Origin of the sequence: Terriglobus sp. 2YAB30_2, assembly GCF_052114765.1 — a bacterium.
Classification (GTDB): domain Bacteria; phylum Acidobacteriota; class Terriglobia; order Terriglobales; family Acidobacteriaceae; genus Terriglobus.
On the sequence record NZ_JBFRFJ010000001.1, the window covers coordinates 151,406 to 177,047 of the forward strand.

19 protein-coding genes are annotated in these 25,642 nt (G+C 56.3%); 17 read left to right on the forward strand and 2 right to left on the reverse strand.

All coding sequences use genetic code 11. The annotated features are described in order from the left end of the window. Positions 1 to 5 precede the first annotated feature (5 nt). The 7 genes from AB4Y89_RS00595 (at position 6) to AB4Y89_RS00625 (ending at position 10,407) form a co-directional block, all read left to right on the forward strand. Positions 6 to 2,273, forward strand: a complete 2,268-nt coding sequence (locus tag AB4Y89_RS00595; protein ID WP_442298968.1) for an outer membrane protein assembly factor BamB family protein — start codon at positions 6 to 8, stop codon at positions 2,271 to 2,273. A 77-nt stretch (positions 2,274 to 2,350) separates the two neighbouring features. Continuing rightward, positions 2,351 to 4,354, forward strand: a complete 2,004-nt coding sequence (locus AB4Y89_RS00600) for a right-handed parallel beta-helix repeat-containing protein (protein ID WP_442298969.1) — start codon at positions 2,351 to 2,353, stop codon at positions 4,352 to 4,354. A gap of 256 nt (positions 4,355 to 4,610) precedes the next feature. Continuing rightward, positions 4,611 to 5,882, forward strand: coding sequence for a mandelate racemase/muconate lactonizing enzyme family protein (locus AB4Y89_RS00605; protein WP_442298970.1), 1,272 nt, complete (start codon positions 4,611 to 4,613; stop codon positions 5,880 to 5,882). Between the two features lie 20 nt (positions 5,883 to 5,902). Further along, on the forward strand, positions 5,903 to 6,883 hold the full coding sequence (locus tag AB4Y89_RS00610; RefSeq protein ID WP_442298971.1) for an RraA family protein: 981 nt from the start codon (positions 5,903 to 5,905) through the stop codon (positions 6,881 to 6,883). A gap of 104 nt (positions 6,884 to 6,987) precedes the next feature. Beyond that, positions 6,988 to 8,952, forward strand: coding sequence for a beta-L-arabinofuranosidase domain-containing protein (locus AB4Y89_RS00615; protein WP_442298972.1), 1,965 nt, complete (start codon positions 6,988 to 6,990; stop codon positions 8,950 to 8,952). Positions 8,953 to 9,276: 324 nt separating this feature from the next. Then, on the forward strand, positions 9,277 to 9,777 hold the full coding sequence (locus AB4Y89_RS00620) for a peroxiredoxin family protein (RefSeq protein WP_442298973.1): 501 nt from the start codon (positions 9,277 to 9,279) through the stop codon (positions 9,775 to 9,777). 15 nt (positions 9,778 to 9,792) lie between these two features. Next, positions 9,793 to 10,407: an HD domain-containing protein gene (locus AB4Y89_RS00625; RefSeq protein WP_442298974.1), complete on the forward strand. Its 615-nt coding sequence runs from the start codon at positions 9,793 to 9,795 to the stop codon at positions 10,405 to 10,407. A gap of 215 nt (positions 10,408 to 10,622) precedes the next feature. Here AB4Y89_RS00625 and AB4Y89_RS00630 read toward each other — a convergent pair whose 3' ends face one another. Then, entirely contained in the window at positions 10,623 to 10,922 is a 300-nt protein-coding gene (locus tag AB4Y89_RS00630; RefSeq protein WP_442298975.1) for a putative quinol monooxygenase, read from the reverse strand. A gap of 492 nt (positions 10,923 to 11,414) precedes the next feature. Between AB4Y89_RS00630 and AB4Y89_RS00635 the strand changes: the two genes are divergently transcribed. From AB4Y89_RS00635 to AB4Y89_RS00665, 7 genes are all read left to right on the forward strand, one after another. Next, positions 11,415 to 13,478 (forward strand): right-handed parallel beta-helix repeat-containing protein, encoded by a 2,064-nt coding sequence (locus AB4Y89_RS00635; RefSeq protein ID WP_442298976.1) that lies wholly within the window; start codon positions 11,415 to 11,417, stop codon positions 13,476 to 13,478. Between the two features lie 71 nt (positions 13,479 to 13,549). After that, complete coding sequence (locus AB4Y89_RS00640) at positions 13,550 to 15,757, forward strand: outer membrane protein assembly factor BamB family protein (RefSeq protein WP_442298977.1); 2,208 nt, start codon at positions 13,550 to 13,552, stop codon at positions 15,755 to 15,757. Positions 15,758 to 15,876: 119 nt separating this feature from the next. After that, on the forward strand, positions 15,877 to 16,284 hold the full coding sequence (locus tag AB4Y89_RS00645; RefSeq protein WP_442298978.1) for a hypothetical protein: 408 nt from the start codon (positions 15,877 to 15,879) through the stop codon (positions 16,282 to 16,284). Continuing rightward, complete coding sequence (locus AB4Y89_RS00650) at positions 16,277 to 17,392, forward strand: SMP-30/gluconolactonase/LRE family protein (protein WP_442298979.1); 1,116 nt, start codon at positions 16,277 to 16,279, stop codon at positions 17,390 to 17,392. Before AB4Y89_RS00645 ends, AB4Y89_RS00650 begins: the two co-directional genes overlap by 8 nt. A 60-nt stretch (positions 17,393 to 17,452) precedes the next feature. Then, positions 17,453 to 18,847, forward strand: coding sequence for an MFS transporter (locus AB4Y89_RS00655; protein ID WP_442298980.1), 1,395 nt, complete (start codon positions 17,453 to 17,455; stop codon positions 18,845 to 18,847). Beyond that, complete coding sequence (locus tag AB4Y89_RS00660; protein WP_442298981.1) at positions 18,844 to 19,791, forward strand: cupin domain-containing protein; 948 nt, start codon at positions 18,844 to 18,846, stop codon at positions 19,789 to 19,791. The genes AB4Y89_RS00655 and AB4Y89_RS00660 overlap by 4 nt, the downstream gene beginning before the upstream one ends. Before the next feature lie 110 nt (positions 19,792 to 19,901). Then, entirely contained in the window at positions 19,902 to 22,838 is a 2,937-nt protein-coding gene (locus AB4Y89_RS00665) for a glycosyl hydrolase family 28-related protein (protein WP_442298982.1), read from the forward strand. An 80-nt stretch (positions 22,839 to 22,918) separates the two neighbouring features. Here the strand turns inward: AB4Y89_RS00665 and AB4Y89_RS00670 are convergent, their stop codons facing one another. Then, a complete protein-coding gene (locus AB4Y89_RS00670; RefSeq protein WP_442298983.1) occupies positions 22,919 to 23,464 on the reverse strand; it encodes a DJ-1/PfpI family protein in 546 nt (181 codons plus the stop codon). Between the two features lie 357 nt (positions 23,465 to 23,821). On the opposite strand from AB4Y89_RS00670, the gene AB4Y89_RS00675 reads away from it, so the two are divergent. The 3 genes from AB4Y89_RS00675 (at position 23,822) to AB4Y89_RS00685 (ending at position 25,596) form a co-directional block, all read left to right on the forward strand. Further along, on the forward strand, positions 23,822 to 24,337 hold the full coding sequence (locus AB4Y89_RS00675; RefSeq protein WP_442298984.1) for a hypothetical protein: 516 nt from the start codon (positions 23,822 to 23,824) through the stop codon (positions 24,335 to 24,337). A gap of 81 nt (positions 24,338 to 24,418) precedes the next feature. After that, a complete protein-coding gene (locus tag AB4Y89_RS00680; RefSeq protein WP_442298985.1) occupies positions 24,419 to 24,943 on the forward strand; it encodes a hypothetical protein in 525 nt (174 codons plus the stop codon). 71 nt (positions 24,944 to 25,014) lie between these two features. Beyond that, complete coding sequence (locus AB4Y89_RS00685; protein WP_442298986.1) at positions 25,015 to 25,596, forward strand: TetR/AcrR family transcriptional regulator; 582 nt, start codon at positions 25,015 to 25,017, stop codon at positions 25,594 to 25,596. Positions 25,597 to 25,642 lie beyond the last annotated feature (46 nt).

Below are 25,642 nucleotides of genomic sequence, written 5' to 3' on the forward strand. Positions count from 1 at the left end.
AGAATATGTTGTGCTTTGGCTGCTTCGTCAAAGGATTAGCCGGGATCGTCATCATTGCAGCCGTTGGCGCAAATGCACAGCAGTCCGCAAGTGCACAGCAGTCTAAGACCGGCTGGACAGACTACCTGGGCGGTCCGGACAGCTCGCACTTTTCCCCTTTGAAGCAGATAACGCCAGCCAACATCAGCAAGCTCGAAATGGCATGGAACTTTCCGGCAGGCGACGGCAACTACACCTTCAGTCCATTAGTGGTGGATAACATCGCGTACGTTGCTGCACACCAGGGCGCGCTCGTTGCTTTGGATGCCACTACTGGCAAAGAGCTCTGGTCACACCCATTCGCCGGCACTGGTGGACGCGCCGGCATCGGTGGCCAGCGCGGCTTGAACTATTGGGAGAGCAAAGATCGCTCAGATCGTCGAATCTTCGTCACCACAAACGGCTTCCTTTATGCCATCGATGCGCTTAGCGGCAAGGATATCGACTCGTTCGCCGACCACGGGCGGCTGGACCTGAAAACAGGCATCGATCGCACGCCGGTCTCTCTGGGCTCCAGAACCCCGGGAAGGACATTCGGAAATTTGATCATCCTCGGCAGTTTCCCCGGGGAAGGATACCTCGCGCCTCCCGGGGATATTCGCGCATTCGATATTCAAACGGGCAAGCTGGCCTGGATCTTTCACACCATCCCACGTCCTGGCGAGAGGGGCTTCGAGACATGGCCGAAGGATGGGTACAAATACCTGGGTGGCGTAGACGTGTGGGGCGAGTTCACCATAGACGAGAAGCGCGGCATCGTCTATTTCCCGGTCTCATCGACGAAATACGAGTTATATGGCGGCGACCGGCATGGGAATAATTTATTCGCGGATAGCCTGCTGGCTCTCGACGCGCGTACCGGCAAGTATCTGTGGCACTTCCAGACGGTTCATCATGACGTGTGGGACTACGACCCCAACCAGGCGCCACAGTTAGTCACGGTCCGTCATAACGGCAAGATGGTCGACATCGTCGCTCTTGCTTCGAAGAACGGATTCCTCTATGTCTTTGACCGCGTCACGGGCAAGCCTCTCTGGCCAATCGTCGAGCGCCCAGTGCCCCAGTCTGACCTGCCCGGCGAGCGGACGTCGCCTACGCAGCCCTTTCCCACGGTGGTGCCGCCGTTTGCCCGCCAGAGTATGACTGTCAATGACCTATACACCGGCTTTATGACGCCCGAAGAGGCAGTCTGGTGGAAGGACAGAATCTCCAAGGCAAAGGGTGGCTTATTCACTCCGCCCAGCGATAAGTACGAGACCATTCAGATTCCCAGCGTCACCGGCGGAGCGGCGTTCTTCGGCAGCGGCGCAGATGCAGCTAAGGGCATGGTCTTTATCGAGACCAGAAACCTGCCTTCAATTCTCAAGATGGTGCCGGCTGGGGAGTCTACGTCTGCCAACAACGGTGGACTGATCCCGGGAAGGATTGCCTCGGCTGCGCCCCGGCCGACTTCAACCATCGCCGGGGGAGCGGCTATGCAGGCAAGGCTGGGCCGAACCATCTATGAGCAGACCTGCCTGGTCTGCCATGGTCCGGATCTGAAAGGAGACCGCGGTCCTGCGCTCGACACAGTCGTTAGCAGGCTCGGTCCGGAAGGAGTGAGCACGATCATCACCCATGGACGAGGCTCAATGCCGGCATTTTCTTCCATTCCAGCGCAGGGCGTCACCGATGTGGTCGCGTTCCTGCAACAGCCGGATCTGGCACCCCCGGGAACGGGAATCGGCGGGAATTCTTTCACGGAACGCATCGAACCCGATTATCCCTCTGACCTGAATCCGAAGCCACAACGGTACAAGACTGGGTACGGGCAGGAGGGATACATCATCACGCCGCCCTGGAGCACGATCACTGCCTACGATCTGAATACCGGCAATATCGCGTGGCAGACGCCCTATGGCGATATGCCACAGGCCGGTCCAAGTGATCGCCTACGCGGCAATATCTTTCCCAAGAGCGGATTTGTTGTACTCGCATCCGGACTGGTCGTCTTCGTGGATAACCAGGGAATGCTCTACGCCCTTGACCAGAAGACCGGCAAGGTCATCTTCAGCAAGAAGGTGCCCAATGGCGGAGTGGGTGTTCCGGCTGTGTATGAGGTGAATGGTCGCGAATACATTTTGTTCGCTCTCACTGCAGGCCCAGCATTCTCGCAGGGGGGCAGGATGGCTCCTGGCGGAGTCAATCCGCCCGCAGGACAGAAGAGCTACGTCGCCTTCGCCCTCTCTCAATAAGAAGGCGCCTTAGAGTCCCATTACGTATATAGGCGGCTTCTCGGGCGCGCCTCAATAAATCGATAGGAGCTTTCTCAATGAATCCGCTACGACTGTTATCTCAGGGGAAGGTATTGAAAAGAACTCCTGGTTCTGCGGTCTCATCCCTGCTTGCCCTACTCCTTCTCGCTGGAACATCCGCCGCTTTCGCCGATAACTCCCGTCTTCCGGACGGCACCGAGTTCCCGACATGGGAGAAGCCGCTCCACTTCACGAAGACCTACTACGTCGACGCAAATGCCAGGAATGCAACCGACAGTGGGCCGGGTACAAAGGAGCGTCCGTTCCGCACGATTGACCATGCAGCACAGGTGCTCCAGCCGGGTGAACATGTCATCATCGCCGGCGGAGTTTACCGCGAGGCGATCCGCCCGGCGCGGGGAGGCACGGGGCCCGACGCGATGATCAGTTACGAAGCGGCGCCCGGAGCGGATGTCGTTGTATCAGGCGCGACCGTGACGGAAGGATGGCAGCCCAGCGAGGGCTGGAACATCGGCCCGGACCGGGAGACGAATCAGCCTGTGAAGGCATACCAGCTTCACCTTGACCCCAAGCTGTTCCCGCTTGGGTATAACCCGTTCGCTCTCGACAATGTGACCGACGATCGGTACTGGATCAATTACGCCAAGGACAATATGTGGAACTACTTCCGGCGGCGGGGTCTGGTCTTTGTGGATGGCAAGCCGCTCGAGCAGGTGGAATCGCCATCGGCCCTCGCGGGGCTTTCGGCGCGCTCGCTGAGCTTCTTCAGCGACATCCGCTGGACACCGTTGTTCCAGGAGTTTTCGCCCTATGCCGGGAAAGTGTGGGTCGAGTCAGACGGACTGACATTGCATATCCGGCTGGCAAATGACGATGACCCGGCGAAGCACGTGATCGAGATCACGAACGAGGAGTCGGTGTTCTCTCCCGCGAAGCCGTACCAGTCGTATATCCGGGTGAAGGGCATCAAGTTTCGGTATGCCGGAAACAGTTACCCAAACCCGCAGCGAGGGCTGGTTTCGACCAATCACGGCAACCACTTCATCTTTGAAGACAATTCTTTCGAGTGGGCCAATAGTGTGGGGCTCGATATCGGTGACGTTGATTGGGCCGCGGCGCGGCCGCCGCAGCCAGTTGGTTTCGACGTTGTCCGCCACAACGTCTTCCGGTACTGCGGAATCGAAGGGCTCGGCGGAACGGGTGGTCCACAGAATGTGCTGGTGGAGAAGAACCTGTTTGAGTGGATCGGCTGGCAGGATGCCGCCCGACTGTCGGAGTCCGGCGGGACGAAGATGCATCGAACGCGGAATCTGCTGTTCCGAAATAACGTGGTGCGGCACATCCGGCATGCCAACGGCATCTGGCTCGATATCGGCAACACAAATGATCGGCTCACGGGGAACATCTTTGCCGACATCCCCGGCGACGTGAATCCACACGCAATTCAAATCGAGGGCAGCGATGCGCTGAACGAGATTGACAACAATATCTTCGACCACCTCACCGGCGGAGTTCTGATCCGCGACACAAACCACGTCATCATCGCGTACAACCTGTTCGTGGACTGCGTCAAGGTATGCATCGATACAGCGTCAGGCCTCGGCGCACCGCGGCCAATCAACGGCCACACCAATGACGCGCACGACCTGAGAGTCTTCGGAAATGTGTTCTCGGGCATCGGCCAGTCGGCCATCGAGTTTAACAACCCACGCAACACCGCGGATGGAAACGTCTACGGCTTCGCCCCGGGCCGGCGGGCGGGAATGCAGCCCTACCTGCGTGTGAAATTCCCCGATCCGCCGGAGTGGGACAACCTGGAGTCCTGGCGCGATCAGCACGATTGGGACAAGACGGGAGCTACGGCCGAGGTCGCAACGACGTTCAACCCTGACACTCTCCAGCTGAGCGTGGCGGTGAAGGGCGATGTGAAGGCTCTACCGGTGTACGGCGGAATCGATGTGGACTTCTACGGCCACCCAATCACTGAGACGAACCGGATGCCCGGGCCTTTCGCTGATCTAACAGCTACAGCAGGTTCACGAGTCATCGACCCACGCTAATCAGAGCCATTCGAAAGGGGGTATTCAGGAAACGTTTCCCCGTAAGTTTTTGCTCAAATGCCTTCCACGATCGGCAGAGCCAAGGAGATGAAAAAACAGAGTTTCTCTACTCAAACGGAATGATGTGGTTGACCGAATTGCGCTGACGTAGGTATTGTTTTGGCGCCGTAAATCTATACAAATCGCTGTTCGACCGCGTTCTCTGGAATGCTTACGGTCGCCACAGCAGATTTTTAGAGCTGAGAAGGATCGAACAATGGCAAATCTCTCCAGAAGATCAATGCTGAAGCACGGCGGCCTGGCCGCACTGGGTTCTCTGGGAACGTTTTCTCTGCCGGCGCTTTCACAGGCTATCCAGGCGAGCAGTTCTCCATTCAAACGTCCCAGGCTCAAGATCACCGATGTTCGAACGGCACAGGTCAATGTGCATGGTCCGCAGACGCATGTCCGCATTTACACCGATGCGGGACTGATAGGTCAGGGAGAAACGACTGACGCGGCCGTTGGGTCCGCTGCACTGATTCGGAGCTTCCGGCGCGGCCTGGTAGGGCAGGATCCGCTGAATGTCGAAGCACTTTGGGAGAGGATTCGTACCTCCGGAGTGTTCGCCGGCGCACAGGGTGGCCAATACACTACCGCTCTTACCGGAGTTGAGATCGCTCTGTGGGACCTGGCCGGCAAGGCGCTTGGTCTGCCGGTCTACCAGCTGCTCGGTGGGAAGTTCAGAGACAAGATCCGTATTTACTGTGACTCCGGACGGGACGATGTCCTCACCCCCGGATCGGAGAAGAAGATTGACTGGATCAAGTCACAGGGTTTCACCGCGATGAAGGTCGATCTGGACGACGCCGCCGACCCAAACCGTTTCGACCGCGTCAACTGGACAGCGAACAACGCCGAGATCGATCGCATGGTGAAGTGGGTCGAGCACGTCAAGGGCATGATTCCCGCAAGCATGGACTTCGCATGCGATATGCACGGGCGTTACGATGCGCCGACCGGAAAGAAGGTCGCGAAGGTATTGGAGCCCTTCCGTTTGCTCTGGCTGGAAGAGCCTGTTCCGCCTGAAGATATCGATGCTCTGGTGGATATTCGGCACTCGACAACCACGCCTATCTGCGTTGGCGAGAACATCTACATGCGCTGGGGATACAAAGCGATCTTTGAGAAGCGTGCGGCGGACATCATCATGCCCGACATCCAGAAGGCAGGCGGTCTGGCCGAGGCAAAAAAAATCGCCGACATGTCTCATGCCTACGAGATCCCGTTCGCTCCCCACTGTGTCGTTTCGCCCATCGGCCAGATGGCTTCGGCACACGTCTGCGCCTCTGTCCCCAACTTCCTTGTCTGTGAGTGGCACTGGATCGACAACCTGGACACCTGGAAGAGCTTCGTCCAGGAAGGCGAAATCATTCAGAAGGGATACATCACGGTCACTGACAAGCCAGGTCTGGGTGTGGAGATGAATGAGGAAGCAGCGAAGAAGGTACAGATCCCCAACACGCCATGGTTCGAAGCGGGCATGTAGCCCAAGGAGTAATGACTCGCATGTATGCAACAAAAAAGTTGATAAGCGGCGCATCTGTGGTGCTTTGCGTTCTAATCGCGGCAGCGCCTATCGTTAGAGGACAGGAGGGCTTCTTCACTCCGGAGGATGTCATCAAGTACACGCCGGAATGGAAAGGGGAGCGCTTTCCTGACGGACGGCCCAAGGTGCCCGACAGCATCTTGGACCGTATGAAGAACGTCACACTGGAAGAGGCCTGGGCAACGCTTCGCTCAGCCAATTTCAATCACGAGTACGAGGACGGTTGGTTTGTCATTCATCCCGACCAGGTGCTGGTAGGAAGAGCTTTGACTGCAGTGTGGATGCCCGGCCGGCCAGACATCCAGAAGGTGATCGAAGAGGACCAGAAGGGCAAGCGCAAGGGAGCCATGAACGCTTGGCCTGTCGATATGCTTCAACCGCGAGACGTCTATGTTGCCGATCACTTTGGGCTGAAAGCGGACGGGCCGTCAATCGGCGATAACGTCGGCAATGCCATCTATGCGCGCTCTGGCAACGGTATCGTCTACGACGGTGCCGTTCGCGATATCAATGGCCTGAACGAGCTCACTAACTTCAATTCGTTTGTCCGTTCGTATGATCCGTCTCATCATTTCGGGAGCCTTGCTACGGGCGCTCGCCTCAACTCCACCATGGTCAGCATCAACGGTCCGGTGCGCATTGGCCATGCGCTTGCCATGCCAGGTGACGTGGTTCTCGGCCGCAATGGTGGGGTGCTATTCATTCCCCCACAGTTGGCGGAGAGAGTCGTAAAGGATTCGGAACGTACACGCTTGCGGGACACTTTTGGACATCAACGCCTGAACGAAAAGAAATACACCGCCGGCCAGATCGATACTCGATGGACTCCTGAGATCGAGCAGGACTATCGTGGGTGGCTAAAACAAAACGAAGATCATCTGCCCGTGGCCAGACAGCAGATTGAGGAGATTCTGAAGGAGTCGCCCCCTCCCAACCAGTGAGGAGGCTATGGTATACGATGCCTCTTCTGGCGAAAGCTTGAGATTTTCCGTTGTAAGTGCTCTACGGCGTATGCTGATCTGAGCGACTCGACCTATAGAAGCGAATGATGCAATCAAAGCTCTCACGACGACAGATGCTTCAGCGAATCGGAGGCCTGGGACTCGCGGCCGCGACTCCGAACGTATTCGCCACGCAAGCGGCGGCGACTCAGAGGCAATCGCTCAATCCTGTTCCGTCGCCTGTGGCCCGGCAGGTGACATCATTCGCGCTGCATGATGTGGAGCTAATGCCTGGGCCATTCTTCCAGGCACGGCTTCGTAGCCAGCAGTATTTACTCACGCTTGAACCAGATCGCATGCTCCATACCTTCCGCGTGAACGCTGGTTTGCCGCCGAAGGCAGAGGTGTATGGCGGCTGGGAATCGAATTCAACATGGGCCGACATCCACTGCCAGGGCCATACGCTGGGCCATTACCTCTCCGGCTGTGCGCTTATGTTTGGCGCTACACAAGACGCTCGCTTCAAGCAGCGGACTGACTACATCGTCTCCGAGTTACGCGACTGTCAGACCGCCAGCAAGTCCGGTCTGATCACCGCGTTCCCTGAAGGCAACTCCCTGATGGATACCGTCCTCAGTGAAGGGAAGTACACTGGCGTTCCCTGGTACACCCTTCATAAGATCTACGCTGGCCTGCGCGATGCCTGCCTATATACGAACAACCCCACGGCAAGGGAAGTGCTGGTTCGATTCTGCGACTGGGCCGTCACCGCGACTTCTCCGCTCACTGACGCGCAGTTTCAGAAGATGCTCGAGAGTGAGCATGGCGGCATGAACGAGGTGCTTGCCGACGCCTACGCTATGACCGGTGATGCCCGGTATCTCTCACTTGCAAACCGCTTCTGCCACCAGAGCATCCTTATCCCTCTGGCCAAGAACCGTGACTATCTCGACGGTCTCCATGCCAATACACAAATCCCGAAGATCATCGGCTTCCGCAGGCTCTACCAGGAGACGGGGCAGAAGGACTATCAAGTCGCGTCCGAGTTCTTCTGGAAGACGGTCGTGAACACGCGTTCTTTCGTGAACGGAAACCACGGGGACGACGAGCACTTCTTTCCGCCGGCAAAGTTCAGCGAGCATGTTTTCTCAGCGAAAGCCTCCGAGACCTGCTGTGAATACAACATGCTCAAGCTGACGAAGATGTTGTTCGAAGATAGTCCCTCCGCGGCCTACGCGGACTTCTACGAGCGTGCTCTCTACAACGACATTCTTGCATCGCAAGACCCGGACACAGGAATGGTGACCTACTTCCAGGGGAACCGCCCGGGATACATGAAGCTCTACTGCACTCCCATTGATTCGTTCTGGTGCTGCACAGGTTCAGGCATGGAGAACCATGCGAAGTACAACGAGTCCATCTACTTCAAGAGCGAGGACGCGGTATACGTCAATCTCTTCATCCCTTCCACCGTTCGCCTGCGGCCAGGAGTATCGCTTGCACAGACGACGCAATTTCCCGAGCAGCCTGGCACGAAGCTGCAGTGGAAGACCGACGCACCGATCCACTTCAGGATGAAGATACGGCATCCCTACTGGTGTAAGAGAGCCACGGTCAAAATCAACGGCAAGGTGGTTCTCAAATCCAGCGATGCGAGCTCCTATATGGAGTTGGACCGCGAGTGGCACAACGGGGATTTAGTAGAGGTCGATCTTCCAATGCACATGCGAGCAGTCGCGCTACCCGGCGAGGAGCGGATCATTGCATTCGTATACGGCCCTGTCCTCCTGGCAGGAGCGCTGGGCCGCGAGGGCATCTCCACGGGCAGTGATCTGAATATCAATGAGAGGCTCTACGGCAGTGTCCTCAATACGCCGTTCACGCCGCCAACCTTTTCAGGCGACCCGCACGATCTTGTGAGACAAGCAAAACCCGCTGGGGAGGCCCTCCACTTCGACATCCCAGCGAGTGGATCTGATACGAAGATCCGTCTGAAGCCTTACTACAAGATCGCGCACGAGAGATACGCAACCTACTGGAAGGTCTCCCCGGAAACTTCGGCGGTATAGGCTACGTCTTCCAGCCGCACTCAGGCAAAATCGCGAGGGAGCAGCTTCTCCGAGATGAAAACGTCGCTCCACGACTCTTTCGGGATATCCAGTTACGGGAAAATTGCTCTATTCGTAGCAGGCGCGATCAGGAAGCAAGAAATAGGAGCATAATCGCAAAATGTTGTAACCTTTCGCGGTAGCATTCCTCCTAATGGCATCGCCAAGCAGGAGAGTTGTGCCGTGCGTCAACATTTCATAATCTCAAGTATCTTCCCCGCAGTTCGATCCAATCCATCGGCTAAGTCTGTCCTGTCGCTTCTTTTCGCCTTTCTCGTGAGTGGGGTGTCTTTCGCGCAAACCCCTGCGATCGGGACGAAGGCGCCCGACTTTACGCTCTCCACGCCTTCCGGAAAAGCCGTGACGATGTCATCCGAACGGGAAGGGAAAAGTCTTGTACTCGTGGTATTACGGGGATATCCGGGATATGACTGTCCTTTCTGTGTGCAGCAAGTCCATGATTTCATCCTTCATGGAGCTGATTTTGCAGCGAAGGGCACTCGAGTACTCCTCGTCTATCCTGGACCGCCGGCTGCCCTGGACCAACACGCGAAAGCATTTCTGGAGAAGCAGGCCAATCTTCCAGACAACGTCGTTCTAGTGGTCGACCCGGACTATAGGATGACCAATCTCTACGGTCTCAGGTGGGCTGCCCCCCATGAGACTGCGTACCCATCCACGTTCATCCTGGACATGAAGGGAATAGTCGTTTTCGAGAAGATCAGTCATGGGCATGGCGATCGGCTGTCGGCCCAGGAAACGCTGGAACATTTACCTAAGCAGTAGACATAGAATCCAGACATGCTCAACGAAGAGACACGATTGGCTCTATACGACACGGCTCGTTTCGTGTTGGAAATCGACAAATTGAAGGGCGTACTCCGAAAGGTTAAGCCTATCGGGCAAGATCGTTACGAGAACACGGCAGAGCATAGTTGGCAGATTGCGGCATTCGCTCTTTCGATGGCCAGGAGTTTGGCCTATCCGATTCAGGTTGATCGCGTATTGGCTATGCTGCTGGTCCATGACATCGGAGAGATCGATGCCGGGGACAAGTTCGTCTTCGCAGACGACGGTTGGGAAGAGCGCAAGCTGGCAGAACTCCGAGCGGTGGAGAGGATCTTTGGCCTGGCGCCGCCAAATGTTGCCACAACATTCCTCGATCTATGGAAGGAGTTCGAAGCCGGTGAAACGCCGGAGGCCAAATTCGCGAAGGCGATCGATCGGAGCATGCCCGTTTTGTTGAACCTATCCAACGGTGGCGGAAGCTGGGTGGAAAACGGCGTGAGCTACCAACGCGTTGTGAGTCGAATTCAACCTGAGATTGAAAATGGGTGTCCGGAGCTATGGACGTATCTGAAGGCTGAACTGGATAAAGCGCGAGGTAGCGGCTTCTTTGCAATTGGGAGCAAATAGAACATTTCCCTATTGGTGGGTACCTTCGAAGGGCGTGGAACGCGTCTTGGAGTCACATATGAGGCGAGGCTGAGAGCTTGGCTAGCCCTGACTCTGTACAACGCTGATGCGCCCCAATCTTTTGAGGCGCGTCAGCAGATGGCCTGACGAAAGAAGAAGCGGAGCGCCGTTAGCATCGCAGCAGTCCGGGATCCATTAAGAATGCACCGTTTCGTTTATAGCTTCTCAGCCAGGATGTCGATGGTTTTGATGTCTGGCGATGTGACGAAAAGTTCCTCGGCACGAGCAAAGAGCGCCTTCGCCACTTCTCCGCCAATATGTGCCGTACGCCCTTGCTCATCTTCGAACGTGTCGAAGATGCCGAAAGTGGCCGAGGCAATCTTGAACGCGTACCAGGCGGTTGTACCCGCTTCCGCCCGGACCAGCGGGACTGCCGATTTCAGGAAGGCTTCCACCTCCGCCTCTTTTCCCGGGCGCGCCTGTAATGTGGCCAGTAAGCCGAACTTGGTCATCATGGTTCTCCAATTATTAAGCAACAACTCGCCGCTGTCTCATGTGGCGCCCAGTACGGGCTTGCTTTGAACACCCATGAAGCAGCAACGGTTCGTTAGAGCCGCTAGATAGCCAAAGGTTACAAGGGAGATTGTGTGTCTCCTGGCCGTCCTTCGGTTTCCGGCTCAGATCATTACAGTCAGACACAATTCGAGCGTCCTATGCCTCCTTCCACTCTGGCGACTTGTGCCGGAGCCGCACGGCTTTCGGAGACTGATGGGATTCCATGTAGCGCCCGATGAGCGATCCTTTTCTTCGAGAAAAAAATAAAGATAAATACGTTTTTATAGGTTGACTAAGGATGGTGCCGTTCTTTAAGTTTTGGTCGCAAACTTTATCCGCTGCTTTGCGTGATTGAAAACGCGCTCTGGGAACAAACACGAGGTTCTCCCGCATCGGCAACAAGGTACGGTTGCTACGCACAGTGAGCTGAAGGGTAGCAAAGGAGAAGTCGTTTGGCGGAAAACAATCCAGTAAAGAGCAAGCAGCTTTCGATCGATCGTCGGCAGTTCCTGGAATGCGCTGTGGGTGCGACAGCCATGTTTGTCCTCGGCAGGTACGGGTTTGCGCAGAATCAGACTGCTGAAGGCGACGACCGCCTACCGGACGGCTCAGTGTACGTCTCGTGGGAGCAGCCTCTGAAGTTCTCGAAGACATACTACGTCGACAATGGTTCTGCTCATGCCAGTGACAACGGTCCTGGCACTGAGGCGAAACCTTTCCGCACCATCAACAAGGCCGCTCAGGTGCTGCAGCCTGGCGAGCGCGTGGTGATTGCCGCTGGAACATATCGCGAGTGCGTGAAGCCGGCGCGTGGGGGAACGAGCCCGGACAAGATGATCAGCTACGAGGCTGCTCCCGGAGCGAAGGTTTACATCAAGGGATCAGAGGTGGTGAAGGACGGATGGACGCAGGACCCGGCGGTCGCTTTTGGCCGGCCTGGCGCCACGCCTCCTCCTCCGCAGGCACCTACATGGGGATTCCAGCTAACGGGAGCGATGTTCCCGGATGCCTACAATCCGTTTGCGCTGGCCAGCGTTGCCGGCGACCGCGTCTGGTTGGACACCAAGGCCGTGGACATGGGGCCATACTTCCGCCGCCGTGGTCTGGTGTTTGCGGACGGCAAGCCATTGGAGCCGGTGGAGCTGCAGCGTGAGCTGGTGAGCCCGAACCTGCCTGGGCCGCCGCCGCCGGGAGCACCGCAGTCAATGGCCGGGACGCCGCCGCGTACACGCAACGGACCGATGATGCAGGAGCTTGGTGGAACCAAGGATGACAGGTTCTACACCGATGCGAATGGCCAATCGATCCACATCCGTTTGGCGAGCGGGACACCGGCTGATCACACGATCGAGATCACGACTCGCGAACAGGTGTTTGTCCCCGCGAACCGTGGGACCAGTTACATCCGTTTGAAGGGAATCACCTTCGCGCATGCCGGTAATGGGTTCCCTCTGCCGCAGCGTGGAGCCATGGTGGATACCAATGGTGGAGGACGCTGGGTATTCGAAGACAACACCTTTGAGTGGGCGAATGCTATTGGCCTGGAGATTGGTGGATTGGCCCCAGCAGGCTCGCAGCAGCCTAACAGCGCTCACATCATCCGCAATAACACCTTCCGCTACAACGGCATTGAAGGCGTAGCGGGCATTGGTTCGCGCGACGTGCTGATTGATAACAATTTGTTCGAGTGGAATTGCTGGGCCGATGCGGAACGTGAGTGGGAGTCTGCAGCGGCGAAGTTTCATCGGGCGCAGAACATGATGTTCCGTCGCAATGTGATTCGTCATACCCGCCACGGCAACGGGATCTGGTTGGACAGCGGTGACGTGAACTGCCGCATCACGAGTAATATCTTTGCCGACACGCTGACGGTAAGCGCGGCGATCCACATGGAGATGAACCCGCAGCATAACCAGATTGATAACAACATCATCTGGGACGTGCGCAATGCTGAGCCGGGAACTCCGGGGCAGCGTGGATGCGCGGGTTCGGGCATCTTCATTAACGCGAGCGACAAGATTGTTGTTGCACAGAACCTGATCGGCAAATGCGACAACTCGGGCATCTTTGCGATTGTTCGTCCGGACCGCGCAGGCAGCGGTCTTGCGTCAGAGAACAAGATCAGCAACAACATCTTCTCAACGTTGGGCAAGTCGGGAATCGTGTTTCTCACGGAGAAAAACGAGGCCGACGGCAACGTGTATGCATCGCTGCCGAACGACTTCCAAGGGTTCTTTGCGGGCGAACAGAAACAGTGGTTCAGCCTGGCGGACTGGCGAGCGAAGTATGGCTGGGACAAGAACTCAGTCGTGGCCGATGTGCAGGTGAGCTTCGACCCGGACAAGCTGGAGTTGTCGATCAATAGCCCGCAGCCGTTGCCGAAGGTCAGTGCGATAAATCAGATTGACCACGACATTTTTGGTAAGACGGCGGGGGCAACAAGAGTTGCCGGACCGCTGGCTGATCCGGGATCGAAGCGTGTCTGGAAGGTCGACCCACGCCGCACCCTTGCTTAGACAGAAGGCTTATGTCGGGCGAGATGCTTGTCGCTATAAGCAACGCAGAAGGTTCAACGGAAAGATGAGTGATGAGAACGAGGCCAATTGGCGGATCGATCGTAGGAGCGATTGTCGTGGTTTGTGCGGCAACAGCTTTGACTCAACGGAGCAGAGAAGCGGGAAATAGTCCGATCGATTCGGGGCATATTCGTTATTCTTCACTGACCCAAATCAACGCCGGCAATGTACAAGGTCTAAAGCCGGTCTGGATCTATGACACCGGTGTAAAGGGGCGGGGCTGGGAGGGTAGCCCCATTGTGGTCGATGGGGTCATGTACCTCTCCATACCTGGAGGCGCCTCCGCCTTGGATGCAGAATCCGGGAAAGAACTGTGGAAGTTTATTCCCAAAGATCTCTCCAGACCTGGACGGGATCGAGGTGTTGCCTATTGGCCTGGGGATGGTGCGCTCGGCGCGAGAATCATTTACGCTACCGCGGACCGGCTGTATGCGCTCGACGCAAAGACTGGCTCTCCTATTCCCGCTTTCGGTCAGGATGGGAAGGTGAATCTACGCGATGAGGTCGCGGATAAGTATCCGGATGCGCTCTACACGATCTCATCGCCCGCCGCGATCTACAAGAATCTCGCAATCATCTCACCCTCCACACAGGAGTTTGGCAGCAAAGGTCCTAGTGGTGATCCCCGAGCCTTCGATGTCCGGACCGGGAAGCAGGTCTGGCGCTTCCATACCGTCCCGCAACCAGGAGAGCCCGAAGACGGTTCATGGGGGCCGGAGGGCTGGAAAGAACGAGCGGGACCCAGCGCCTGGGGTGGTGCGACGGTGGATCCGGCAACCGGCCTCGTGTTCATCCCGATTGGAAATCCCGACGACAGTTACAACGGGATTGATCGCCCCGGAAATAACTACTATGCGAACTCAATCATTGCGCTCGACGCCAATACCGGAAAGTTGAAATGGTTTTACCAGATGACGCATCACGACATTACAGATGTCGATGCGGCTGCTGCGCCAAGCCTGATTGACATACACCGAAATGGACAAGTCATTCCCGCGTTGGTGGAGGTGCCGAAATCGGGAATCGCATTCATCCTTGATCGGCGTACCGGCAAGCCTGTGTTCGGAGAGGAGGAGCGTCCGATCCCTCAAAGCGATGTTCCCGGAGAACATAGTTCACCGACTCAGCCGTTTCCGCTCAAGCCGGAGCCTCTCGCGAGAATGCGAATAAGCCGGGATGACATCACCACCGTTACTCCTGAAGCTCATGATTACTGCGCCGCATCGTGGGATAAGCAGCAGATGCACAATGATGGTCCTTATACCCCGGTCAGCACGAAGGGCACCACGGTTTTCGCGCCGGGGACATCGGGCGGCGGGAATTGGGGTGGCGTCTCCACCGATCCTCATCTCGGCTACTTCTTCGTCAATGTGTCGAATATGCCTACCACCAGCCGGATGGTTCCTGATGGTGCAGGCGGCTATAAGCTGCAAGGGGCTTACGGACGCTTCAATGATACGAAGGGATGGCCGTGCGTTCGTCCTCCGTGGGGCGAAATCATTGCCGTGAATGCGAACACCGGAGACATCGCATGGCGCTCGCCCCTTGGCGTTTCGGATGATTTTGGTGCGGCAGGCAAGAGCACCGGTACCCCTAACCTGGGTGGATCGATAGCCACTGCAGGAGGGTTGGTCTTCATTGGAGCCACAGTGGATTCGCGCTTCCATGCTTTTGATTCACACACGGGGAAGGAAGTCTGGACGGCCACGTTGCCAGCTCCCGCAGTTTCAACTCCTCTCACTTTTCAAGGTAAGAGCGGTCGTCAATATGTGGTCGTTCCCGATGGCGGCCCCGGCACCATCGGTATGCCCGGCCGTTTTTTGAGCTATCACGCGATCCTGATAGCGTATGCGCTGCCAAAGGCTGGCGAGAGTGCGATCGATCTTGCTCAGTATGCGCCAGTACCTGCGCCTCGCCCACCAGGTGTTGGGAACCAGTTTGCTGCTGCTGGGCCGTCGTCACTCGGTACGGGAGCTGAGCCGATCTTGCCCGCTGGCGAGGGAAGAGAGGATGTGATCTCCATGTGCGGCCAGTGTCATGGCGTTAGCACCGCAGTGGCAAATCGTCGTTCGCCGGATGGATGGAGAGACCTCATTCAGGACATGCGGTCCCGCGGTGCGCAGGGGGATGATGCAAAAGCCGGCAGAGTCCGTGACTACCTCTCGCGCTATTTTGGGCTGCTGACGTCTCCTGCGGAACCGAAAACACCCGGCAGGTGAATGGAGAAGCAGGAGCGTTATGACTGTTGATTTGCTTCGTCGGGGCAGGTTCGGAGAAAGGGCAGCAGCCGGGAGTTTTAGCTTTGAACTGGGAGAGACGTATGAATAGAAGATCGTTGTTGAAGTTTTCAGCTTTACTCGGCATCGCGCGGCCGCTTATTTCCACAGGCATCGCGGTGGCCGAGCCCTCTAAACAGCAAGTTCAGAAGGCGATTGTTCTGTACTGCGATCTCGCGATCGATCCCGCGCGCGAACAGGAGATGTTGCATCAGTTTCATACCCAGTTCAAACCCGCGGCAGAAAAGTTCGAAGGATACATCGACGTCAAGATCGTGAAGCTCCGCAAGGTGGTTCAAGGGCGCCCAGCGCCCGCATCGAACATCAATTACCGCTTTCAGCTGACATACAGAAGCGAAGAGCTGCGGCAGCGCTGGATAGCTTCCGACGTGCACGCACGCGTATGGCCCCTCATCGAAAACACGGTGACTAATCGGGACTATCTTGTATTGCTAACGGATAATGCCTAGCGGCCTGGTTTGTGAAAGGACACAGGCGTCTGCCGAAGTTAAGGAAGTCATCAAAACGGAGAGCATAATGCATCTGAGTTTGAGATCGATTGTTGCTGGTGTTGCAAGCCTCGCCTTATCCGGGTTGATAGTGGGGCAAACTCCGCGGGATGCAGGCAAACGCCTTTCGGCTCCTGCGATTGCAAGCGGAGGGGAAATCATTCGGTTCGATCCTGGTTTGGATGCTCTGATCGCTCCGGGAACAAAAATCGAGAAGGTTGCCAGCGGCTTCACCTTTGCCGAAGGCCCAATGTGGCAGTCAGGGCGTTTGTTGTTCTCCGACGTTAAGGGAAACAAGATGTACGCACTTACGCCGGACGGAAATCCGACCCTCTTGATGGACCACTCGGGTGGTGTCGAAAATGTTCGCCCTGACGGGGGATTCAAAGGTTCGAACGGTATCGCGACCAACAAGGATGGCAGCGTGCTCATGACCCAGCACGGAGCTCGAAGGATCGTGCGCCTTGATGAGCACCTGAAGCCTTCCACGTTCCTCGACCGGTTCGAAGGGAAGAGATTCAACAGTCCGAACGACCTGGTCTTCGCACCGGATGGTGCGTTATGGTTCACCGATCCGCCCTACGGGCTTGATCGCCAGGACAGTGACCCTACTAAAGAGTTGAAGTTCAATGGCGTGTTTCGATATGCCAACGGCAAGCTCACGGCTCCCATAAGGGATTTAAGTCGACCGAACGGGATTGGCTTAACTAGGGACGGGAAGACCCTGTATGTTTCCAATTCAGGCCCTGAGATGTTTGTCGAGAAATACAAGGTTGCAGCAGATGGCAGCGTCTCAAATGGGACCAGATTTATTGAGTATCCCGGCAGCGCGCCTGATGTCCCCGACGGCTTGAAGCTTGATTCCGCGGATAACCTATGGACCTCAGGTCCGGGTGGCATCCGAGTGATATCGCCTTCGGGAAAAGTGCTTGGGCAAATTAAGCTGCCGGAAGTAGCCGCAAACCTGGCATGGGCTGACGATGGCAGGACGCTGTACATCACCGCTTCCACGAGCGTCTATCGCCTCCGGGTTAAGACGCCTGGGGCAATGCCGCTCTACAGAAGGTGATGAGCAAATAACGAGCCTATAAAGCTTTCACAAGTTGCGTCATCCCAGTGGACGGAAACGATGAGCATTAAACATAAAACGAAGGTTCGGTGGTCGCTGGCATCCTGGCTGTTTGTATTGAGCGCTATCGCTTACCTCGACCGTACCAACCTATCGATTGCTGGATTGCAGATAGGCCATGAGTTTGGCCTTGGCAACCAACGACTCGGCTGGATGGCGAGCGCATTTCTGATCGGCTATGCGGCGTTCCAAGTTCCAGCCGGATGGGTTTCCGCTCGATTTGGGGCTCGCCTTGTGCTTACAGTTGGTGTTCTTTGGTGGGGAATTGCGACCATCTTCACCGCACTGTTACCTTCGTCGACCACTCACGCTGTGCTCTTTCTGGTGGCGCTTCGGTTTGGCCTCGGTGTCGGAGAATCCATCATTTATCCGGCGGCCAATCATTTCGTAATGCGATGGTTTCCGTCCCATGAGCGGGGCATGGTCAACGGACTCATCTTCGCCGGGGTAGGAGCCGGCAGTGGCCTGACGCCACCTTTGCTCACCTGGTTTATCCTTCATCACGGCTGGCGTTCTGCCTTCTGGTTCAGCGCAGTAGTCGGAATTCTGGCAGGTGTTATCTGGTGGTGGATTGCGAGGGATCGCCCAGAGACGCATCCGTTGGTTGGAGAAACCGAACTTAGGCTAATCCGGGAAGTGTCACCGGGCGATTCGCCGGATCATACCGTCAGCGAGAATGGAAGACACCGTCAACCAGAATCGAACAAAATCTCTTGGAAGCTGATTTTGCATCGGTCTGATCTACTTGCGCTCATGGGGGCATACTTCGGGTTCCTGTATGTGGCGTGGGTCTACTTCAGTTGGTTCTTCATTTACATGGCCCAGGTTCGCGGCTTCGATTTGAAGGCCAGTGCCCGGTACACAATGCTTCCGTTTCTATCGATGACAATCTTCTGCCTGCTGGGCGGAAAGTTGACGGATGTGCTGACACATCGCTACGGCCTTCGTGTCGGAAGGTGTGGACTCGCAGCGAGTGCATCGTTGCTGACGGCAGTGTTTCTTGTGCTTGGATCTCAACTTCACAATCCACAGCTGGCAGGTCTGACACTCGCTGCCGGTGCGGGAGCGCTGTATCTTTCGCAGAGCGCCTACTGGTCCGCTGCAATCGATATTGCAGGCCCAAACTCAAGTGTTTTCGCAAGCATCATCAACATGGGCGGCCAGATCGGCGGCGCTGTTACCGCCTCATTGACTCCATGGATCGCGCAGCGATTCGGCTGGACGACTTCTTTTGCGACAGCGGCTGCTTTTGCGGTTCTCTCCGCGATCTTCTGGTCCACTGTCCATCCAGAACGCCCTCTGCACGTTGGACCCATCGGTCCAGGGCCTCTGCCGAACGATAACAGTAGCAAACTTGAAGCTCATAACGGAGTAATTGAGGAGGCACACCTGTGATTCTGATTTCACCACGGCAACTTCTTGGAGTAAGGCCCGCTAGAAGGGTTCAGGTTGTATTGTCGTTGCTCCTGTTTGCGTCTTCCGGCTATGCACAGACGAGCGCTCCTGCAATGCAGGGTTCGCAGCCGCTCGAGCAGCGTATCGGCCATACCGATCCAGCGAAGGCCAACCATCTCACTGCAGTACATGATGGCCCAGGTGCTTTGGATTACCGTCCATTGCTGGGCTTAACTTCTCTTGATACAAACCTGATCTTTTTCCATCGCGGCGTGATTCTGCCTAAGAGTGGCATCGGCCAGCATTTTCATAACAAGTGCGAAGAGATGTTCGTCATTCTGGACGGTGAGGCGGAGTTTACTATAGATGGCCACACGTCTCTGATCAAAGGGCCGGTTGGCGTACCGGATGTCATGGGCCATGCCCACGCTATTTACAATCCGACGGACAAGCCAATCCAGTGGCTGAATATCAATGTCGGTCTAAGCAAGACTTACGATGCCTTCAATCTGGGAGACCCCCGTCAGGATGCCAAACTCGATCCTATTCCTCAGTTCATGACCATGCATTTGGATCGGGCATTATTAAAAACGGTCGAGCACATGGGAGGGGGAACCGGCCCCGTCCAATATCGCAGAGCTCTTCCTCCGAGCGTGTTCTCGTCCGTGTGGTCGTACGTGGATCATTTAGTGATACCGGTGGGAAGTTCGGTGGGACCCGTGACCAAAGCCCAGATGAGCGAGGTCTATTATGTGATCTCGGGCAATGGCGAAGTGCGCATTGGCGCGGAAAAGGCCGCGATTCATGCGGGGGACGCTGTCCCGGTGCGGCTCAACGAGGAGCAGAGTTTCACCAGCAGCGGGAGCGAGCCACTCGAATTGATGATTGTCGGCGTCGCCAAAGACTTCCCGTCCAAGGATGCCCTCGTGAACGTTAGACGCTGATGGATGGTCTGCAGGAAAAGTGCCTGATGGCCTGAGGGACAGCCCTGCCGCTTTCACCGCGACGGGGCTTTTTGCAATCGCATATAAAACGTGCGCTATGGGAAACGAAGATGCGTGTTTGGATATGGGTGTGTGCGGCGGCAGTGCTGCTGGCGACGGCGGTCGGTGCAGAGGCCAGATCGGTCTACACCCTGCGGCCCGACGATCCGCATGCCGTCTACCTCGAGAAGGGCGCCTTTGGAGTCAAGGGTGACGGTGCCGCCGACGACTCTGACGCGTTGCAGGCAGCGATCGACAAGGTGCAGGAGACCACCGGTGCCGGCATTGTGTATCTTCCGCAAGGCCGCTACCGCCTGAACAAAACCATTTATGTCTGGGCCGGCATCCGTATCGTGGGTTACGGCGCTGAGCGTCCAGTTCTGTTTCTTGCTCCCAACACGCCGGGCTTTCAGGAAGGCCACGGCTTTCTCGGCACAGGCCGCTATATGGTGCAGTTTGCCTCCAATCGTCCTCAGCGGGGCAGCCCGATCGTCGATGCCAATGAATTCACCTTCTACAGCGGTATGAGCAACGTGGACTTCGAGATAGGCGATGGCAATGCGGCAGCGATCGCTATACGTTTCCACGTGGCGCAACACTCGTCTTTGAATCACATCGACTTTCACGTAGGACATGGTCGCGCCGCGTTGGAAGATGTTGGTAATCAGGGCAGCGACCTGAAGATCTACGACGGAGAATACGGCATTGTCTCGGTAAAGACCTCGCCGGCGTGGCAGTTCCTGCTGATGGACTCGGTCCTCGAAGGCCAGCGCAAGGCAGCTATTCATACGCAAGAGGTCGGCATGACGCTGGTGCGTAACCGGATTGCGAAGACCCCGGTTGCCGTCGAGATCAGCAAGGGCATGGCCGAGCAGCTCTATGGCCGCGATCTTGTCTTTGAAGACATCCGCCGTGCGGGTGTTGTCGTCGGCAATGTGGGGGCCGCGCACTCGCAGATCACGCTGGATGGTGTTGCCTGTAACAACGTGTCGAAGATGCTGGAGAATGGGGAAGGGGCGGCCGGTTACACGGAGATCAAAGCGCCGGGAAGGTTCTGGAGAGAAGAGAAGCTAACCCTGGGACTGGAGATTGGCAACGATGGCCGTGAGGCCGGCTATGCTCTTCGCCATCGTGAGATCTTGCTGCACTCCCTTCCGTTGCTGGCGAAGACGGATATCCCCGAGTTTCCGGCAATGAGCGAATGGGTTAACGTGCATACGCTTGGCGTGAAGGGTGACGGCGGGACGGATGACGCGCCCGCGCTGCAGAGGGCGATCGACACCTACCGCGTGCTCTACCTGCCCGAGGGCATGTACCGCCTAACGGGCACGCTGCACCTGAGGCCAGACACAGTGCTCATCGGTATGAACCCGACAACCACCATGCTGACACTGCTGGAGGAGGAGCCAGCGTTCTCAGGTACGGGTGCGGAAGTCCCATTGGTCGAGAGCGCGCGTGGCGGCAACGCCATGATGATGGGCCTTGGCGTCGGGACCGGATTTGCGAATCCGCGAGCCGGCGGCATAGTGTGGCGCGCCGGCGCAGCGTCGTTCCTTGATGACGTGAACTTCAGCGTGGGACGTGGGCGTGCAAACAGTTCATTGAGTCCTAATGCTCCGCCGGTCCCTCCGCGCACAGGTCCGCGTCGGGATACTTCTGAGAGCGAGCAGCCCAGCCTGTGGGTCGGCGAGGGGGGTGGCGGCCTGTTTCGTGGCATCTGGACGGCGAATACCACCGCGAATGCCGGCCTTGTCGTGGAGAACACGAGCACGCCCAGCATTATTTACCAGATGTCCTGCGAGCACCACATGCATTACGAGACGCGTTTTCGCCACGCGCAGAACTGGACTGTCTATGCGCTGCAAACCGAAGAGGAAAAGCCTGCGGGCGCCGAGGCTTTCGCGATCGAGTTGGTGAACTCGCAGCACATTCTGTTTACCAACTTGTTCATGTACCGGGTCTCGCGTAACACCATACCCAAGCTCAATGCGATCGAGTCAAAGGGTTCCAGCGATATCCGGCTTGAGAATGTGCACGTCTTCAGCATGACCCGCCTGGCCTATGACAACGCAGTGATGGACTTCAGCAGCGGGGTAAAAGTGCGCACTCACGACTTTACGACATTCCTCATTGGACCAGCGTTGGAGTCAGGCGCTCCGTTACCGATGCCGGCGGGCGTCTTTGCGGCAAACGCAAAGCTTGAAAAGCTGGCAGATGGTTTCAGCAACGCTTCCGGCCTGACGGTGGACGATAAGGGGACGCTCTATTTCACCGATGCCGCGATGCAGAAGATCTATCGCTGGGACAACACCGCGAAGAAGGCCGAGGTTGTCTCAGCGGACGTGCCTGATCCTCGCGTGGTGCAATGGGTGAAGCCCGGTCTTTTGCTCGCAATGGATTACTCCAAGTCTGTCTACGCTGTGCCTCTTGGCGACGGTAAAGCTCAGAAGATTGCGGAAGGAACGATCGAACTCACAAGTGGTGAGCTTGCGATTGCGACCGGTTTCCACAATGACATCGGCTCGTTGCAGAGGCAGATCAACCACAGCGGCTACATCTTTGCTCCGCGCAGCAACATGGCCGCCACAGGTTTTACGGTCGATGAACATCGTGGATACTTCACCGCGCCGCAGAGCGATGTGACCGTGGTTGCTGGTGGGACCTGGCTGCCCTACATGCAGGCCAGTCAGATGGAGACGCTTGCGGTCGGCGGAGAAACGGTAGTGGTCAGCGAAGACGACGACAAAACCTATCGCGTCAAACTCGACAACATGCGTACGCTGACTGCAGACGTCTTCGCACAGCGCGGAGGTACAGGCGTCGTACAGGATAGGCTGGGCAACGTCTTCATTGCCGCCGGACAGGTCTATGTCTACGACGCAACTGGCAAACAGATTGGAGTGGTGGAGATTCCTGAGCGCCCTTCCAGCCTCGCGATTGGTGGCGCAGACCGAAAGACACTCTTTATCGGAGCACGCGGAGGCTTATATAGCCTTCACCTGAAATAACGCGTACGAGACGGAGGAATCGCTATGGAGTGTGATCGCAGCAGACGCGGAGTTGACCTTAAAGTGATTTGGAGACGATGTTACGCTAGGCACGAAAATATCTCCCGATAGAACTCGGGATGCGATTGCCAGGTCTGTCCAGTGACCAGGCGGCCGTCACGAACGGCCTGCTGATCTATAAACGTACCTCCAGCTTGCTCCGCTTCGAAGCGAACGTGTTCATAGCAGGTAATGCGTTTTCCTCTCGTGAGGCCTGAGGCGGCGAGTATCTGGATGCCATGACAGATGGCAAAGATCCACTTCTGCTTCGCGTCGAATTCGTGGACAACATCGAGCAATCGCCGATCGTTGCGGAGGTACTCAGGCGCACGGCCTCCCAAAATGAGAATGGCATCGTAGTCATCCACACTAATTTGATCGAACGAGATCTCGGACTCCAAACCGTAGCCGGGACGCTCGATGTAGGTATCCCATCCTGGCTCGAAGTCGTGGATTACGAGATGGAGGCGACGAATCGACGGGGCTGCGACGGTGGTGCGCCAGTTTGCTTCACGAAACCGATGGACCGCATAAAGCGCTTCGTACGATTCGCCGGCATCTCCGGTGACAATCAAGATATGTGGCATGTCGGTGACCAATTTATCATTTTTTGGTTGGCTCAATGAATCACCAAAATGTGTAGATCAAGTTCACGGGCATGAACTTCCTCAATCATGCGTTGAAATCGTTTGACCAGAACAGCCCCAACAACCTCAATCTGAACTTCACAAGAGGCGTTCTTGCTACTCCAGGACACCGATTGGGTATACGGTGTTCCGAGTTCCGGCAGGTCTCGGCGAGCTGCACGGGAAGAAAGTCCCATTTCACCGGCGCCTCAGCCAAAGATGATTCTTTCGGTCAAAATAAAACATTGAATCGCATAGAGTACAGTAGTACTCTATGCGGGTGAGTGCAGGAAATTTTTTCATTTGAAAGGAGTGGAGATGTCGCCTTCATTGATCTTCAATTTGCATCTGGTGTTGGGTTACGTAGCCTGGTTACTCTGTACAGTCGCGTATATTCATCCAAAGCTCAAGGGGATGAATCCCGTCGATGCCCAGCGAGTCATTGCGACGCTCCACAGCTTCAGGTTTTTCGGCCTCGTGTTTATCCTGCCGGGCGTAGCAGGCCACAACTTGCCGCAAGGCTTCGCGCCTTTCGCTGCATATGGAGATTTCGCGACCGGATTGCTGGCGATCCTTGCCCTCCTTGCGATCAGGTTCCGTCTCATCTTCTGGTCGCTGGTGGTCGGCTTCAATGTAGTGGGCGCGATCGATATCCTCGTCGACTATTACCACGGGGTGAGGCTCAGTCTTCCACCGGGCGAGTTGGGATCGACCTATGCCATTGTGGTCATCTATGTGCCTTTGTTGATGATCACGCACGTCATTTCGCTTTCTCTGATGTTGCGTAGCCGGAAGACGGCTGGTGCAGTCGTTCGCAATGCAGTCGCCTCTTGAACTTGCGTCCTGAGATTCATACCTTACCAGCGGTTTGCTGCAGCCTCTCAGCGCGGAAAGTAATTTCTGAAAGGAAACCACATGTCGACTCCGATCATCTTCGCTGTTCAATCTGTCATGAGTTACCTTGCATGGCTGCTTTGCTTCAATACCTACATCCTACCGAAGCTCAAATTGATGGACCGCACCGTTGCACAACGCGCAATTGCTACGTTGCACAGCTTTCGCTTCATCGGGCTCGCTGTGATGATTCCCGGAGTCGTCGGCGCTAACCTGCCTCTGAGCTTGGCTTCGGTCGCCGGCTATTGGGATCTCGTTAGCGGAGTCTTAGCCATCCTTGTGTTGGTTACCGCAGGAATTCGTCCGCTCTTTTGGTTTTTCGTCGTCACCTTCAATCTGGTTGGAATACTTGACCTCATCCTCACCTACTACCACGCGGTCCGGGTCAATCTTCCTTCCATAGCAGGACAGATGGGGGCTGCGTACGCCATCCCAATTCTCTTCGTTCCCTTATTGACTATCACGCATGTCGCCGCACTTTATTTAATGCTGAGCCCACAACGTAAGATGGCTCTCTCAGACGACGGCCTTATGATCGCCTCATAGAGTCGGCTTCCTGCGGCCAGCGCGTTTAGGCGCAGATTTGACTTAATAGATTATGAGCGTACTCTATTGTTATGCGGTACTCCCAAGAACACAAAGCGAAGAACCACGAGAATATCCTTTCGGTAGCTGCCCGTTCCTTCCGTGAGCACGGTGCGGATATCAGCGGCATTGGTACCGTCATGAAAAAGGTTGGCCTTACGAAGGGAGGCTTCTATAGGCATTTTGAGAGCAAAGACGATCTGTTCGTAGAGGCGGTGGCACGGGCATTGCAGGAAATGGGAAATGGCATGGTGGAAGCTGCCGAGTCAGCGCCAGAAGGGCAAGCTCTACGGGCCATGATTGAACGTTATTTGAGTACACATCATGCGAATTCGCCGGGGACAGGTTGTGTCGTCTCCGCCTTAGGGCCCGAGCTCGCACGAAAGCCATTGGCCGTACGAAGAAGGGTCGAGGCATCGTTAGATGCCTATCGAGAACGGTTGTTACCGTTCGTCTCGGGTTCCACGCGAGAAGAAAGACTCGCGAAATGCAGAGTTTTGTTCTCCAGTATGGCCGGAGTGATGATGATGGTTCGAATCACTTCGGATCGTCAGGTGCGCGAGCAGAGATTGAACGAAGCCAGGGCTTTCTTTATAAGGAGCTTCGCCGAATAATTTTTTTTGCCGACATAGAGTACGATCGTCTTCTTTGTCGTTCTAC

Bases quoted from the DNA above. Each gene is read 5' to 3' on its own strand.
- AB4Y89_RS00595 (WP_442298968.1), top strand. From the start codon at position 6: ATGTTGTGCTTTGGCTGCTTCGTCAAAGGATTAGCCGGGATCGTCATC.
- AB4Y89_RS00600 (WP_442298969.1), top strand. From the start codon at position 2,351: ATGAATCCGCTACGACTGTTATCTCAGGGGAAGGTATTGAAAAGAACT.
- AB4Y89_RS00605 (WP_442298970.1), top strand. From the start codon at position 4,611: ATGGCAAATCTCTCCAGAAGATCAATGCTGAAGCACGGCGGCCTGGCC.
- AB4Y89_RS00610 (WP_442298971.1), top strand. From the start codon at position 5,903: ATGTATGCAACAAAAAAGTTGATAAGCGGCGCATCTGTGGTGCTTTGC.
- AB4Y89_RS00615 (WP_442298972.1), top strand. From the start codon at position 6,988: ATGATGCAATCAAAGCTCTCACGACGACAGATGCTTCAGCGAATCGGA.
- AB4Y89_RS00625 (WP_442298974.1), top strand. From the start codon at position 9,793: ATGCTCAACGAAGAGACACGATTGGCTCTATACGACACGGCTCGTTTC.
- AB4Y89_RS00630 (WP_442298975.1), bottom strand. From the start codon at position 10,922: ATGATGACCAAGTTCGGCTTACTGGCCACATTACAGGCGCGCCCGGGA.
- AB4Y89_RS00640 (WP_442298977.1), top strand. From the start codon at position 13,550: ATGAGAACGAGGCCAATTGGCGGATCGATCGTAGGAGCGATTGTCGTG.
- AB4Y89_RS00650 (WP_442298979.1), top strand. From the start codon at position 16,277: ATGCCTAGCGGCCTGGTTTGTGAAAGGACACAGGCGTCTGCCGAAGTT.
- AB4Y89_RS00655 (WP_442298980.1), top strand. From the start codon at position 17,453: ATGAGCATTAAACATAAAACGAAGGTTCGGTGGTCGCTGGCATCCTGG.
- AB4Y89_RS00665 (WP_442298982.1), top strand. From the start codon at position 19,902: ATGCGTGTTTGGATATGGGTGTGTGCGGCGGCAGTGCTGCTGGCGACG.
- AB4Y89_RS00670 (WP_442298983.1), bottom strand. From the start codon at position 23,464: ATGCCACATATCTTGATTGTCACCGGAGATGCCGGCGAATCGTACGAA.
- AB4Y89_RS00675 (WP_442298984.1), top strand. From the start codon at position 23,822: ATGTCGCCTTCATTGATCTTCAATTTGCATCTGGTGTTGGGTTACGTA.
- AB4Y89_RS00680 (WP_442298985.1), top strand. From the start codon at position 24,419: ATGTCGACTCCGATCATCTTCGCTGTTCAATCTGTCATGAGTTACCTT.
- AB4Y89_RS00685 (WP_442298986.1), top strand. From the start codon at position 25,015: ATGCGGTACTCCCAAGAACACAAAGCGAAGAACCACGAGAATATCCTT.